Origin of the sequence: Streptomyces sp. NPDC021020 (assembly GCF_044333285.1) — a bacterium.
In the GTDB taxonomy this organism is placed as follows: Bacteria; Actinomycetota; Actinomycetes; order Streptomycetales; family Streptomycetaceae; genus Actinacidiphila.
The window spans coordinates 810,594-823,823 of record NZ_JBIRQQ010000003.1 but is presented as its reverse complement, the minus strand read 5'-3'; the positions used below and the strand labels follow the sequence as shown (position 1 = coordinate 823,823).

The following is a 13,230-nucleotide window of genomic DNA, read 5'->3' as shown; positions in this document are numbered from 1 at the left end:
CCGTGACCGGCTCACGGCGTCAGGACGACGCGGTGGCCGGGCGGGACGGGGGTCGTCCACGCGGCTTCGACGTCGGCGAGCGGTACGGCCACCGGGGTGATCGCGAGCGCGCCGGAGGTGATGTGGGCGGCGAGCGCGGGGAGTTCGGCGACGATTCCGGCGGTGCTGACCGAGCCCTGGCCGCTGCCCAGCAGCGAGACGTTCGCGGCGCGCAGGTAGGCCGAGGGCAGCGTGATGTCGGGCCCGGCGACCGAGCCGATCTGGACCCAGGCGAGCGGCTTCGCGCGGTCCCGCCGGGCGGTCAGGACGGTCCGCAGGGCGGCCTCGGTGGGCGGGCCCCACACGTAGTCGAGGACGACGTCGGCGTCGGCGGCCTCCCGGGCGAGCGCCTCCTCCCCGTCCGTGAGGGAGACGGCCGCGTCGGCGCCGAGGCCGGGCAGCAGCGCGAGCCGTTCGGGGTCGCGGCCCGCGGCGACCACGCGGGCGGCGCCGAGGTGCCGGGCGATCTGGACGGCGAGCATTCCGGCGTTGCCGGTCGCGCCCAGCACCAGGACGTGCGCGCCGGGGGCGAGGGCGGCGCGGCGGCGCAGCGCGATCCACGAGGACATGCCGGGGTTCATCGCGGCGGCCACCGCGACCGGGTCCGTACCGGGCGGCAGGGCGACGGCCCGCCGCCGGTCGACGACGGCCTGCTCGGCCATGGTGCCGGGCGCGTCGTCGGAGGCGACGAAATACAGCAGCTCGCCCTCCTCGGTGCGGCCGACCGCGTCGATACCGGGGATCAGCGGGAGGACGCCGTCGGAGGTGTAGTGGCTGCCGTCGGCGGCGGACCGCACGCGCGGGTGCAGTCCGGCGGCGAGGACGTCGACCAGGATCTCGTGGTCGCCGCGCGGGCGCGGGGTGTCGATCGCGTCGTAGCGGGGCGGGGTGTCGAAGGCGTGGACGACGGCGGCGTGCATGGGGCGGCCCTCCCGGGGGCGGAGTATGGTTTGTGCCACGTACTACCCCGACGGTAGTTTGCGCCACGTACTACGTCAAGCGAGGGAGGCCGCGATGCCCGCGGAAGTGATACCGGCCGGCTCGGAAGTGCTGCCCGCGGACGCCGGCACGGACGGCGATCCGGAGGCGCTGCGCACGATGGACGCGCTGGTGCAGCTGTCGTTCGTGGTGCAGGCGGAGCTGGCGCGGGTCGCGGCGCGGTACGAGCTGTCGGTCGTCCAGGCGCGGCTGCTGGGCATCCTGCGCGACCGCCGCCCCGGCATGCTGGAGCTCGCGCGCCACCTCGGCCTGGACAAGTCCTCCATGACGGGCCTGGTCTCCCGCGCGGAGAAGCGCGGCCTCGTCCGCCGCGAGCCCTCCCCGCACGACGGCCGCGCCGTCCTCGTCGCCCTCACCCCCGAGGGCCGCGCCCTCACCGACCGCGCGGCCGCGGCCGTCGCCGCCCGCATCACCGAGTTGACGGCGACCCTGACGGCGGAGGAGCGGGCGCTGCTGCCCGGGGTGGTGGCGAAGCTGCTGCCTCCGGCGGGAGCGTGAGAACGCGGGCGGGGGCCCGTCCCGGGGCGGGGCCTTGCGCCTGCGGCGCGGCGCGGGTCCCCGCGTGACCGCGCGCCACGGGGGCGGCGCCGGGGACGCACCTCGCCGCCCCGGCGCCCGGGGCCGCCGTACGCAGCTGCGGCGCCGGGGCGCGTGACGCGTGCCCCGTCCCGGGGCGGGGCCTTGCGCCTGCGGCGCGGCACGGAGGCGCGGGCTCTCGCGTGATCGCGCGCCACGGGCACGGCACCCGGCGCCGCCGCAAGCGCCGCTCCCCGCGTACGGTCAGCGCGCGGCGGGCCCGAGCAGGGCGTCCGCCAGCGCGTCCGCCACGTCCTCCGGGACGGAGGCGCCGGTCAGGGCGCGGTAGACGAGCGGGCCGGTGAGCGCGTCGAGGAGGGCGTCGGGCCCGAGTGCGGGGGCGGGCGCGAACGCCCCGGCCTCGATCGCGCGGGCGAGCAGGGCGCGCTCCGCCTCCCGGCGAGGGGCGAGGTAGCGCGTCCGCAGGCGCTCGGCCGTTCCGGGGTCGTGCTGCGCCTCGGCGAGGAGTGCGAGCAGGACCTTGCCCGCCGGGTCGTCGGCGAGGAAGCGGGCGAGGGCGCGCAGGTAGCCGCGGACGGCGTCCGCGGTGGGCGTGTCCACCGGGACGGGGAGGCGTTTGGCGCTGTCCTCGACGAGGGTGTCGAGCAGGATCTCGCCCTTCGACGGCCACCAGCGGTAGATCGTCTGCTTGGCGACGCCCGCACGGCGCGCGATCGCCTCGACGGTCAGCGCGCCGAAGCCGAGTTCGACGAGCAGGTCGTCCGCGGCGTGCAGGACCGCGAGCCGCGCGGCCTCGTCCCGCCGGGGGCCGGAGCGCGGCCTGCGGGCGGGCGGAGGGCTGGCGTCGGGCATGCGGCCACCTTATCCGGCGGGGCGTCTTTGGCTTTGCCTAGACGCACCGTCTCGTCTAGAGTCATCCTCCCGCCGCCATCCGAAGGAGTACGCGTTGTCCACCACCGCCACACGCCAGGCCCTCGTCATCGGAGCCTCCCGCGGGCTCGGCCTCGTCCTCACCGACGAACTGGCCCGCCGCGGCTGGCACGTCGTCGCCACCGTCCGCCGCGACAGCGCGGAGCTGCGGGACGTCACCCGCGCCCGGGAGGGCCGGGTGGAGGTCGAGACGCTGGAGATGACCAGCCCGCACGAGCTGGCGGCGCTGCGCGAACGGCTGACCGGCCGCGCGCTCGACCTGCTCTTCGTCAACGCGGCGGTCGACCGCGGCGACCTGCCCATCGGCGAGGTGCCCACCGCGATGTTCACCGAGGTGATGGTGACCAACGCGCTGAGCCCGCTGCGTGCCCTGGAGGCGCTGCACCCGTTGGTCGTGCCCGGCGGCACGGTCGCCGTCATGTCCTCCGAGCAGGGCAGCGTCAGCCTCAACACCGAGCCCGGGTACGAGCTGTACAAGGCGAGCAAGGCCGCGCTCAACCAGCTGATGCGCAGCTACGCCACGCGCCACGCCGACGACGGCCGCACCAAGCTCCTCCTCGACCCCGGCCACAACCGCACCCGCCTCGGCGGCCCGGACGCGCCCCTCCTCCCGGAGGAGAGCGTCCCCTTGCTGGTCGACGTCCTCGAAGCGCACTCCGGCACGCCGGGCCTGCGCTTCCTGGACCGCCACGGGGCGGAGGTGCCGTGGTGAGCCCTTCAGGCGCCCCACTCCCACGTGTGACGCCCGGGGTGCGCCGCGAAGAGCGCGCAGCCTTTGCCGGTGCAGTCCGCCCGTACGCCGACCTCGCGCGGCCGCGTCTCCCCCTTCCACGGCGCCCACACCGCCCCGGCGTCCGGCCCGTGGAGGTGGTCGTAGACGAGCCCGACGTGGTCGTCGTCGTGCCCGCGCTCCAGCGCGCACAGCAGCCTGCGGGCGACGAGGTCGCAGGCCACGTCCTCGCCGAACGCGAGCACCCGCGCGGCGAGCCGCGCCCCGAGCAACGCGACGGCGTCGCAGTAGGGCGCGCTGTGCTCGGCCTCGCCGCCGACGTGCGCCCACACCACCTTGCCGGGCACGTCCTCGCGCGAGGCCACGCCCCACATCCGCTGCGTGAGCGCGTCCACGAGCTGCAGCCCGCGCCCGCGCGCCGCGTCCTCAACTCCCGCGCCGAGCACGGGTACGCGGAAGGCGTCCCCGTCCCAGACCTCCACCCGCACCCCGGTCGCTCGCGGCAGGAGGCTGCACCGCGCCTCGACGGGCCCGCTCTCGCCGCGGGCGTGCTCGACGGCGTTGCCGAGCAGCTCGGCGAGGACCAGCTCGGCGTCGTCGGCGAGCGCCGCCATCCCCCACGCGGCGAGCGTCTCCCGCAAGGCCCGCCGCGCGAGCGGTACCGCCTTCGGCGTCGGCGGCCAGCTCCACACGACCGGCTCCGCCGGGGAGGGGGCCGGAATCGTGGCCGGTGGCACCGGCGTCGGCCCGGCGCTCGTTGTTGCCATCAGCAGTCGCCTTTCTCCGCATTTCGCCCCCATGACCGGGGATGTATCTCTAGGTTGGGACCTGTCTACGGTCGGTAACAGACGGGACGCGTATTCAGCACCAACCGGATACGGGGGAAAGGACAGCACCATGAGCACCACGGACAGCGACGAAGGCGGCAGCCCTGGGTCCTGGCTCGGCTACTTCGGCGAGGAGTTGCGCCTCGCGCGGGACGCGCAGGGAATCTCGGGCCGCGAACTGGCCTCGCAGACCTCGTACTCGTACCAGCAGCTCTGCAACGTTGAGAAGGGCCGCCGGACGCCGTCCACGCCCTTCGCCAACGAGGTGGACGCCGCGCTTGGCACTGGCAAGCGGTTCGCCCGCATCCTCCGCCGGGTCCTGGCGGAAGCGCTGCCGGACTGGTTCCAGGGCGCGGCCCGGGAGGAAGCGCGGGCGATGCGCATCCGGACGTTCCAAAGTCAGGTCGTACCCGGCCTGTTGCAGACGGAGGATTACGCCCGCGCACTCATCCAGTCCGCCCAGCCTCGGGCAACGCACGACCGAATCGAGGCGCTGGTAGCCGCCCGGATGGCCCGGCGCGCGATCTTCGAGAGTGAGAATCCGCCGCACCTCTGGGCCATCCTGGATGAGGCCGTTCTTCGCCGCCCTATCGGTGGACCAGCGGTGATGGTCCCGCAACTGGAGCGGCTACTGAAAGAGTCCGCGAGCCCGAACGTCACAATTCAGATTCTGCCGTTTGCGGCGGGAACCCACCCAGCCATGGACGGCGCCTTCGTCCTCTGGTCGTACCAGGACCGCCCCGACGCGCTGTACGTGGAAGGCTTGCTGACCAGAGCCCTCAAGGAAGGTGCAGCTGACGTGGAAAGTGCACGCCTGACATATGATCTGCTTCAGGCCGCCGCACTCCCGCGTGAGCAGTCGGCGGACATGATCCGCGGCGCTCTGGAGGACTACGCAGCATGATCGATCCGACAGGTGCTACTTGGCGGAAAAGCACCTACAGCAGCGGCGCAGGCGGCGATTGCGTCGAGGTCGCCGACGGCCTCTCCGTCATCCCGGTCCGGGACTCCAAGGATCCCGAGGGCCCCGCCCTTACCTTCGCCCCGGCGGCCTGGACCGCGTTCATCAGCGACGTCAAGGCGGGCCGCTACCCGACCGCGTGAACGGGTACGGCCCGTGGCCGCCGGGTCGGGGACGCGGCGGCCACGGGGAGAAGCGTCAGCAGGTGCGGCTGTTGTAGCTGGACGACCAGATCGCGTTGGTGGTGGGCGAGCCGATGGTCCAGTTGCCCTTGTCGATGTCCCGCCAGACCATCAGGACCTTGTTGCCCTTGACGTACTCACCGATCCAGACGCCACCGTCGGCCTCGGTGTAGTTCCAGAAGAACTTCGTGCCCGCCTTCTTGAAGGTGGCCTTGCCCGCCGAGCCGTCCGAAGCCAGGCCGTTGTCGGTCTGCCAGGCCCTGGTGGCCTTGTAGGTGTTGGGGCCGAAGGAGCCGTCGATGCCGGACGCGGGCAGGTAGCCGCCCACGTAGAGGATGCTCTGCCACAGGCAGGTCACGTTCGACAGCCTGTTGGTGCTCTCGTTGACGACGCCCTCGTCGTTGAGGTCGTCGGACGGGTCGCCCGCGCCGTAGATGTACGCGCGGCCGTTGTAGCTGTTGTTCGCGGCGGCCGGGGTCGCCGTCGCGGCGGCGACGCCCACGGCCACCGCGATGGCGGCCAGGGGTACGGCGGCGCGGCGCAGTGCGCGGCGCGGGGTGCTGGTGGATGTCATAGGGGTCCCTCCCCGGAAGCGGTACGGATCGCGGGGTCGCGATCACCGCGGAGGACGGTAAACGCCGGGCAACGCCCCCGTGGAGGTTACGTGCGGGTGCGTGGCGGGATCGTGAACGCGCACGGAAGTTGTACCGGGCACGTGACGGTTCGGGTGCGGTGGGAACGGCCTTCCGCCAAGTCCCCACGCCGGGGCTACGCTTCGGGCGTGCGGATCGAACAGGCTCACCCGGACGATGTGCCCGCCCTGGCCCGGCTGTTGTGGCTGGACACCCGCGGGGTGGAGCCGGAGCGGCCCTCGGTGGACGCGTTCGCCGGGCAACTCGCCCGGTGGTGGGCCACGTGCGAGGCCACGCATGTGGCGTTCGTGGCCCGGATGCCCGAGGCCGGGGTCGTCGGTATGGCCTGGATCGCGTTCGCGCCCCGCGTGCCGCGGCCCGGCGCGGTGGTCCGGATGTCGGGGGACGTCCAGAGCGTGTTCGTCGTGCCCGAGATGCGCGGCCGGGGCATCGGCTCGGCGCTCGTGTCGGCCGCGGCGGAGCACGCGGAGCGCTACGGCGCCGCGCGCGTCACCGTCCACTCCGGCCGCCGGGCCGTACCGCTGTACGAACGGCTCGGCTTCGCGCCCTCCCCGCAGCTCCTGCTACGGCCGCCGGAGGCCTGAGCCCGGGGCAGAAGGTTCACCGAACACGCGGCACTTCAGGCCCGGCCCGGCGTCAGCCCTCTCTGTCGGCCTTGCGCCAGGCCTCCGCCGAACGGCGGGCGATTCGGGTGTCCGGGTGGTCCGGCCCCAGCACCCGCGCCATGTCGTCGACCAGCGCGGTGTACCCCGCGACCGCCGCCGCCGTGTCCCCGGAATCGCCGAGCCAGTTGGCCAGGTTGCCGCGGGTGTGGAGCGTGTGGGGGTCGTCGGGGCCGAGCACCCGCAACATGTCGTCGAGCAGCGCGGTGTACGCCGCCACGGCCCCTTCCGCGTCGCCCGCTCTGCCACGCGACGAGGCGAGGTTGTGGCGCGTGGTGAGGGTGCGCTGGTCGTCCGGGCCGAGGATGCGCAGCGCGTCGTCCAGCAGGGCGCCGAACGCCGCCACCGCGCCCTCCGCGTCGCCGGATTGGCCGTGGTACTGGGCCAGGCCGTGCCGGGTGGCGAGGGTGTCCGCGTGGTCGGGGCCGTGGACGCGCAGCATGTCCTCCAGCAGCGCGCCGAACGCCGCCACGGCCCCTTCCGTGTCGCCGGAAAGGCCCTGCCAGCGGGCCACGCTGAGCCTGACGTTGAGAGTGCCGACGTCGTGAGGGCCGAAAGCCCGCATCTGGTCCTGCAGCAGCTCGGTGTACGCCGCCGCCGCTCCCGCCGCGTCGCCCGCCAGTCCCCGCGCCTCGGCGGCGCCGCGCCGGGCAATGAGCGTGCACCAGTGGCCGCGCCCCAGGTGACGGGTGGTCGCCTCGGTGAACGCGCGGTAAAACTCCTGGGCTTCGGCAGCCTGCAAGGCGCCCGCCAGGCTCGCGCCGTAACGGAACAGCAGCAGATGGGCGCCGCTCCGCCGGTAGAGGCATCCGGTGGGTTCGCTCAGGGCGATGAGCACGGCAGCGTTCGCGCGCAGGGCCTGAGCGAGGGCGAAATCGGGCTGGTCCGGCCACGCCTCGGCCAGCGCGTCCGCCGCGGCCCGCGCGCAGGCGGCGAACCGCCTCGGGGTGAGCGCGTCGCGGGTCGTCCGCTGCACCAACGCGTGGACGTGGAGCGCCCGTTGCGGCTCCTCCGGGGTGTGGTCGGCGAGGCTCAGCCGGTGCAGCACGCGCAGCGCCTCGTGGACCTGCTCCGCGCTCACCCGCCGGGTGCGGCCCCGTACGCGACGGCCCTTGCGGGCGAGGAAGGCGCGGGCGGCCGGGGCGGTCAGGACGTCCGCGGGGATGCCGTTCGGGTCCAGCATCGCGGCCAGGGCGAGCAACGGGCGGGCCAAACCGCGGGGTTCGGAGGCGTCGGCGAGGTCCGCGGACAGGGACCACGCCGCCGCGACGGGGATGCGCTGGTCGTCGGGCAGGGCGTCCGGCGCGGGGAGGGCGTGCGCGAGGGTGCGGGTGCGGTCGGCGAGCAGGGCGCGGTAGGCGGCGACGGTGAGCGCCTGGTCCGCGAGGTAGGCCGCCGCCTGCGACAGGGCGAGCGGCAGGCGGCCCAACTCCTCAGCGAGGGCGGCAAGTTCGACGGCGGGCTCGGTACGGTCGTGCGCCGCGAGGACCCCGGCGAGGTAGGCGCTCGCCTCGTCCGGCGTGAAGGGGCCGACGTCGATACGGCGGCGGCCCGTACCGGTCAGGGCTGAGTCCCGGCGGCGGGTCGTGACGAGCGTGCGGCCGGTCGGGCTGTCCGGCGGCCACAGGCCCTTGAGGTCCGCCGGGTCGGCGACGTCGTCCAGCAAGACGAGCCAGCGGTGCGGTTTGGCCCGCAGCCAGGCGAGGAAAGCGGCGGCGGCCTGCTCGGGCTCCGAAGGGTCCGCCCCGCACAGCTCGGCGGCGGCCTGCGCGTAGGAGGCGACGATCGCGGGGCGGCCCGCCGCCGTGACCCACACCAGGACGTCCACCTCGCGGGCGTCCCACGCCCGGTGCGCGTGCGCCGCGGCGAGCTGCGTCTTGCCGACGCCGCCCAGGCCCGTCAGGACGTGGCAGGGCCCGGGCGCCCGCAGCTCGGCGGATTCCGGCCGCGCCTGGAAGGACTGCGCCACCGCGGGCACGACCCCGACCTGGTGCGGCAGTTGCGCGGGCGGGCGCGGGGCCGCGTGCAGGGTGACGCGCTCGGCCGCCCCGACCGCGAAGCCGCCCGCGGCCGCGCGGACCTCCACGTCCCGCCCGGCCCGCAGCCCGTACCCGCGGCCCCGGCCGCTCCCGTACTCGCCGGGCACCCTGTCCGCCACCCCGCATCACCTCCGGCCCCGATTCTCCCGCCGGGGGCCCTGTCGGGGCGGAGGTTTCGCAGGGGCAGGCGGCCGGGACCCGGGCCTCGCGGGGCCCCGGGCCACGTACCTACGTCAGCGGCGCCAGAACAGGTGGTGCACGATGCCGCTCGGGCTCGGGATCACCTCCAGGTGGAAGCGGTCCTCCAGATCCTTCGGGGACTCCCACAACGGCAGCCCCTCGCCCAGCTCCAGCGGCGCGACCGCCACGTGCAGCGAGTCGACGAGGTCGGCGTCCAGGAATTCGCGGACCGTCGTGACGCCGCCGCCGAGCCGTACGTCCTTGCCGTCCGCCGCCTCGCGCGCCTGCGCGAGGACGGTCGCCGGGTCGGCGTCGACGAAGTGGAAGGTCGTGTCGGAGAGCGAGAACGACGGCCGCGGGTGGTGCGTCATGACGAACACCGGCGTACGGAACGGCGGTTCGTCACCCCACCAGCCCTGCCACTCGTAGTCCTCCCACGGCCCGCGCTGCGGGCCGAACTTGTTGCGCCCCATGATCTCGGCGCCGATGTTGTTCAGGAAATCCCGCGTGAAATAGTCGTCCAGCCCCCGCGTCCCCCCGGGCTCCGACCGGTTCGGCCAGCTCGCCGTCGCCCCGGCCCAGCTGAACAGCCGCTCGGGATGCGGCAGCCCGAACGGCAACTCCAGACTCTGGTTCTCCGCGGCCGCGAAGCCGTCCCGCGAGACGCAGAAATTCATGACCCTCAGCAGCTGTCCCATGGCGTTGACCTCGCCTTTCCTCGTCGTGCGTCGTCGTACTGCGTCGCGTGGAGCCGATGCCCCACACAGATACGTCGAACAGCGTGGGGTGGAATCGACACGGGAGCGGGGATTTTCCTCGGGGCGTGTCGGGGGCTCCGTACGAAGGGCGCGTCGGGGGCCTCGCGCCAGGGGCGCCACGCGGGATGGAACCCGATGCGGCCCCCCGGCGAAGGAGGGGTGAAGAACCCGAACGAACCCAAGCCTTCGAAGCGTTCGAACGAACGAAAGGAGCCCCGATGGCCGTCGAGTCCCCGGGCGTCCGCACCCGTGAGGAGGATCGCGAGGACAGCGACGCCCGAGTGATCGCGCGGTCCCGGGACGAGCCCGAGCATTTCGCCGCGCTCTTCGACCGGTACGCCGACGACGTGCACCGCTACGTGGCCCGGCGGATCGGCCCCGAGGCAGCGGAGGATCTGATGGCGGAGACGTTCATGACCGCCTTCCGGCAGCGCCGGACCTACGACCCTGCGCGTGCCGGCGCCCGTCCCTGGCTGTTCGGCATCGCGACCAACCTCATCGGCCGGCACCGCAGAGCCGAGGCGCGGCGCTTCAAGGCGCTGGCGCGGGTCCCGGAGCCGGTGCCGGACGAGGAGCCGGTCGCGGACCGCGCGGTCGCCAGGGCCGGTGCGACGGAGGTGCGCCGGGAGCTGGCGGCGGCCCTGGCCGGGCTGTCCGCCCGGCACCGGGACGTCGTCCTGCTGGTGGCCTGGGGCGACCTCGGCTACGAGGAAGCGGCCGAGGCCCTCGGGGTCCCGGTCGGCACCGTCAGATCCCGGCTGAGCAGGGCTCGCAGCAAACTGCGCGAAGCACTGGGCGGGTCCGATCCGACAGCTTTCCGAGAGGCAGACACCCATGCGTGACATCGACGAACTGCGAGAACTGAGGGACTACGACGCGGGGGCGCCCCCGCTCGGCGACGCCGCCCGGGAGCGGGTGCGGGCGCGGCTGCTGGCCGTGGCGGTCGCGGAGGACGAGCCCGCCCGGGTCGTGATCCGCCGCCGCCCCGTCCTGCGTATCGCCCTGACCGGCGTGGTCGCGGCCGCGGTCGCCGGCGGCGTCCTGGTCGCCGGGCAGACCGGCGGCGGGGGGCGGCCGGCGGGCGCTTCCCCGTCCCTGGGGAACGTCGCGGCACAGACCGTGCTCCACGGGGCGGCCGTCTACGCCCGGCAGCACGAGCAGGCGGTCGCCCCACGGGACGACCAGTTCATCTACACCAAGGAGATCCGGAAGCAGACCGACCGGGACACCGGCGCCACCAAGACGTACGTCGACGAGAACTGGAGGTCGGTGGACGGCTCGAAGCCCTCCTGGGTCATGGAGGTCGGCAAAGGCCGGTGGGTGCAGCCGCTGAAGGGGGGCCAGACCGCATGGCCGCGGGAGGACTGGGAAGCGCTGGAGGCGCTGCCGACCGACCCCGAGAAGCTGATCCTCGCGCTCGTCCCGGGCGGGGTGCCGGACGCGGGGAGCGACCCGCTCGGCAAGCTCGGCAAGGTGCAGTGGTTCCTGGTCGAGGACGCGCTGACCGGGATGCTCCGGTCGGAACCGATGCTGCCCGAGGGCCTGCGACCGGCGATCTACGAGGCGCTCGCCATGGCTCCGGGCGTGAAGGTGGTGCCGGACCAGAAGGACGCCAAGGGCCGTACGGGTGTGGGTATCACCTACGCCACCCCTGGCCATGAGCCTGGCAAGAGCGGCCTCGGCGAGTTCGTCTTCGATCCGGAGACCTACGAGTACCTCGGTTACCGCCTCGACGGCTCCATGGCCGCCACGGGCGACGCGAGTGGCTCGGACGACTCGGGAACGTGGATCGACTCGACCGTCGACGTGCCCGGCCCGAGCGTGGACCAGTTCACCTACCTCGACAGCTGGGCGATCGTCGACAAGGCCAAGCAGCGGCCGTAACCGGCCGACAGCCGCCGCCGCGACCCACTGAGGGGGGGCCGCGGCGGCGGCACGGCAGGACATTTGTACCGGGGCCCCGGGGACATTCGGCGCTGCCTGCGCCAACCCCTCCGCCCGTAGCGTCAGTTGCATGACAGATGCCGCGCGATTCCGCGCAGTACGGAAGAGATTCGGGAGCGTCGAGGCCGTCGCCGGGCTCGATCTGGCGCTCACCGCGGGCGGGACGTGCGCGCTGCTCGGGCGCAACGGCGCCGGGAAGTCGACGACGATCGCCCTGCTGCTGGGGCTGGACCGCCCGGACGACGGGGAGGTGCGGGTCTTCGGCGGGACCCCGCAGGAGGCCGTGCGGGCGGGCCGGGTGGGGGCGATGCTCCAGGCGGGCAGCCCCGTGCCGCGGGCGACCGTACGGGAGCTGGTGAGCTTCGTCGCCGCCACCTACCCGCGGCCGCTGCCGGTGGGCGAGGCCCTGGAGCTGGCCGGGATCGGGGAGCTGGCGGGACGGCGGGCGGACCGGCTCTCCGGCGGGCAGGCGCAGCGGCTGCGGTTCGCGCTCGCGGTCGCGGGCGGGCCCGAACTGCTGGTGCTGGACGAGCCGACCGCGGCACTGGACGTGGAGGCCCGGCGCGCGTTCTGGCGCTCGATGCGCGGCTACGCGGCGCGCGGCAACACGGTGCTGTTCTCGACGCACTACCTGGAGGAGGCGGACGGCAACGCGGACCGCGTCGTCGTCCTCGACCAGGGCCGCACCGTCGCCGACGGCACCGGCGAGGAGATCAAGCGGCGGGTCGGCGCGACGCTCGTGGCCTTCGACCTCGCGGGCGGCGGCACGGCGGGGCTGCGCACGCTGCCGGGCGTGCTGTCGCTGGAGGTGCGCGGCGACCGCGCGGTGCTGCGCAGCGCCGACTCCGACGCGACCGTCCTCGCACTGGCCGCCGCCGGACGGCTGCGCGGGCTGAGCGTGACGCCCGCGAGCCTGGAGGAGGCCTTCCTCACCCTGACCGCGCACGACACCGAGAGCCGTGAGCCCGCCGCGGCTCCGTACGAGGAGGCCGTCCGATGATGCTCGCCTACATCCGCCTGGAGGTCCGCCGCACGCTGCGCGACACCGGCTTCGTCGTCGTCGGGGTCGCGACCCCGCTGCTGATGTACCTGCTCTTCACCAACCTCGGCACCGGCGAATCCGCCGAGGACACCATGGACTACGCCCGCTACTCGATGATCGGCATGGCCGCGTACGGGGCGATGGGCGCGGCCCTCGCCGTGGGTCCGGGCGTCGCGGACGACAAGGCGCGCGGCTGGCTGCGGCAGCTGCGGGTGACCCCGCTGTCCCCGCTCCAGGTGGTGCTGGCGCGGGCGCTGACCGCCGGGGTGACGGTGCTCCCGGCGATCGTGTCCGTCTTCACCGCGGGCGCGCTCGTCAACGGTGTGCGGCTCGCGGCGTGGCAGTGGGCCGCGGCGGCGGTGCTGATGTGGCTGGGCACGATCCCCTTCACCCTGCTGGGGCTCGGCAACGGCTACGGGCTCACCGCGCAGACCGCCGGTGTCGTGAGCATGGTCACCATGATGGGGCTCTCGGTGATCGGCGGGCTGTGGCTGCCGACCGACGTCTTCCCCGGCTGGCTGGCCGCGATATCCCGCTGGACACCGACCGCCCGCTTCGGCGACCTGGGCTGGAGCGTGCTGGACCGGCACGCCCCCGGCCCCGGTACGGCGGCGGTGCTGGCCCTTTGGCTGGTCGTTTTCGCCGGTTACGCTGTGTTCTCCTACCGGCGGAGCGCCCGGACCGTATGACCGTACGACCGTACGGGCCCGTGCCGCCTCCCCCGGCGGACGCAGGGCAGCAGCGCAC

General features: G+C 74.3%; 15 protein-coding genes. 9 read left to right on the top strand and 6 right to left on the bottom strand.

Annotated elements, in window-relative coordinates; translation table 11 throughout:
* Positions 1–11: 11 nt before the first annotated feature.
* A complete protein-coding gene (locus ACH4SL_RS11965) occupies positions 12–959 on the bottom strand; it encodes a zinc-binding alcohol dehydrogenase family protein (RefSeq protein ID WP_398444007.1) in 948 nt (315 codons plus the stop codon).
* Between the two features lie 94 nt (positions 960–1,053).
* Here ACH4SL_RS11965 and ACH4SL_RS11960 point away from each other — a divergent pair, with 94 nt between their 5' ends.
* Entirely contained in the window at positions 1,054–1,536 is a 483-nt protein-coding gene (locus tag ACH4SL_RS11960) for a MarR family winged helix-turn-helix transcriptional regulator (RefSeq protein WP_398444005.1), read from the top strand.
* A 282-nt stretch (positions 1,537–1,818) separates the two neighbouring features.
* On the opposite strand, the gene ACH4SL_RS11955 is transcribed toward ACH4SL_RS11960, so the two are convergent.
* Positions 1,819–2,427 (bottom strand): TetR/AcrR family transcriptional regulator, encoded by a 609-nt coding sequence (locus ACH4SL_RS11955; protein ID WP_398444002.1) that lies wholly within the window; start codon positions 2,425–2,427, stop codon positions 1,819–1,821.
* A 94-nt stretch (positions 2,428–2,521) separates the two neighbouring features.
* On the opposite strand from ACH4SL_RS11955, the gene ACH4SL_RS11950 reads away from it, so the two are divergent.
* Positions 2,522–3,217 carry an SDR family NAD(P)-dependent oxidoreductase gene (locus tag ACH4SL_RS11950; protein ID WP_398444000.1) on the top strand — a complete coding sequence of 232 codons (696 nt, stop codon included), beginning with the start codon at positions 2,522–2,524 and terminating at the stop codon, positions 3,215–3,217.
* A 5-nt stretch (positions 3,218–3,222) separates the two neighbouring features.
* Here the strand turns inward: ACH4SL_RS11950 and ACH4SL_RS11945 are convergent, their stop codons facing one another.
* Positions 3,223–4,002, bottom strand: a complete 780-nt coding sequence (locus ACH4SL_RS11945; protein WP_398443997.1) for an ATP-binding protein — start codon at positions 4,000–4,002, stop codon at positions 3,223–3,225.
* A 130-nt stretch (positions 4,003–4,132) separates the two neighbouring features.
* On the opposite strand from ACH4SL_RS11945, the gene ACH4SL_RS11940 reads away from it, so the two are divergent.
* Both ACH4SL_RS11940 and ACH4SL_RS11935 read left to right on the top strand, forming a co-directional pair.
* Positions 4,133–4,966 (top strand): helix-turn-helix domain-containing protein, encoded by an 834-nt coding sequence (locus ACH4SL_RS11940; RefSeq protein ID WP_398443995.1) that lies wholly within the window; start codon positions 4,133–4,135, stop codon positions 4,964–4,966.
* The gene (locus tag ACH4SL_RS11935; RefSeq protein WP_398443993.1) at positions 4,963–5,166 is read left to right on the top strand and encodes a DUF397 domain-containing protein; all 204 of its coding nucleotides are present in this window, start codon (positions 4,963–4,965) and stop codon (positions 5,164–5,166) included. Before ACH4SL_RS11940 ends, ACH4SL_RS11935 begins: the two co-directional genes overlap by 4 nt.
* 55 nt (positions 5,167–5,221) lie before the next feature.
* Here ACH4SL_RS11935 and ACH4SL_RS11930 read toward each other — a convergent pair whose 3' ends face one another.
* Entirely contained in the window at positions 5,222–5,779 is a 558-nt protein-coding gene (locus ACH4SL_RS11930) for a peptidoglycan-binding protein (protein ID WP_398443991.1), read from the bottom strand.
* 207 nt (positions 5,780–5,986) lie between these two features.
* Here ACH4SL_RS11930 and ACH4SL_RS11925 point away from each other — a divergent pair, with 207 nt between their 5' ends.
* Complete coding sequence (locus ACH4SL_RS11925) at positions 5,987–6,442, top strand: GNAT family N-acetyltransferase (RefSeq protein ID WP_398443989.1); 456 nt, start codon at positions 5,987–5,989, stop codon at positions 6,440–6,442.
* A gap of 52 nt (positions 6,443–6,494) precedes the next feature.
* Here the strand turns inward: ACH4SL_RS11925 and ACH4SL_RS11920 are convergent, their stop codons facing one another.
* Positions 6,495–8,678, bottom strand: a complete 2,184-nt coding sequence (locus tag ACH4SL_RS11920) for a tetratricopeptide repeat protein (RefSeq protein ID WP_398443987.1) — start codon at positions 8,676–8,678, stop codon at positions 6,495–6,497.
* A gap of 114 nt (positions 8,679–8,792) precedes the next feature.
* Entirely contained in the window at positions 8,793–9,437 is a 645-nt protein-coding gene (locus tag ACH4SL_RS11915; RefSeq protein WP_398443984.1) for a dihydrofolate reductase family protein, read from the bottom strand.
* A 278-nt stretch (positions 9,438–9,715) separates the two neighbouring features.
* Here ACH4SL_RS11915 and ACH4SL_RS11910 point away from each other — a divergent pair, with 278 nt between their 5' ends.
* From ACH4SL_RS11910 to ACH4SL_RS11895, 4 genes are all read left to right on the top strand, one after another.
* The gene (locus ACH4SL_RS11910; RefSeq protein WP_398443981.1) at positions 9,716–10,339 is read left to right on the top strand and encodes an RNA polymerase sigma factor; all 624 of its coding nucleotides are present in this window, start codon (positions 9,716–9,718) and stop codon (positions 10,337–10,339) included.
* A complete protein-coding gene (locus tag ACH4SL_RS11905) occupies positions 10,332–11,381 on the top strand; it encodes a CU044_5270 family protein (protein WP_398443979.1) in 1,050 nt (349 codons plus the stop codon). The genes ACH4SL_RS11910 and ACH4SL_RS11905 overlap by 8 nt, the downstream gene beginning before the upstream one ends.
* A gap of 130 nt (positions 11,382–11,511) precedes the next feature.
* On the top strand, positions 11,512–12,441 hold the full coding sequence (locus ACH4SL_RS11900; protein WP_398443977.1) for an ABC transporter ATP-binding protein: 930 nt from the start codon (positions 11,512–11,514) through the stop codon (positions 12,439–12,441).
* Entirely contained in the window at positions 12,441–13,172 is a 732-nt protein-coding gene (locus ACH4SL_RS11895; RefSeq protein ID WP_398444113.1) for an ABC transporter permease, read from the top strand. The genes ACH4SL_RS11900 and ACH4SL_RS11895 overlap by 1 nt, the downstream gene beginning before the upstream one ends.
* The last annotated feature ends 58 nt before the right edge of the window (positions 13,173–13,230 follow it).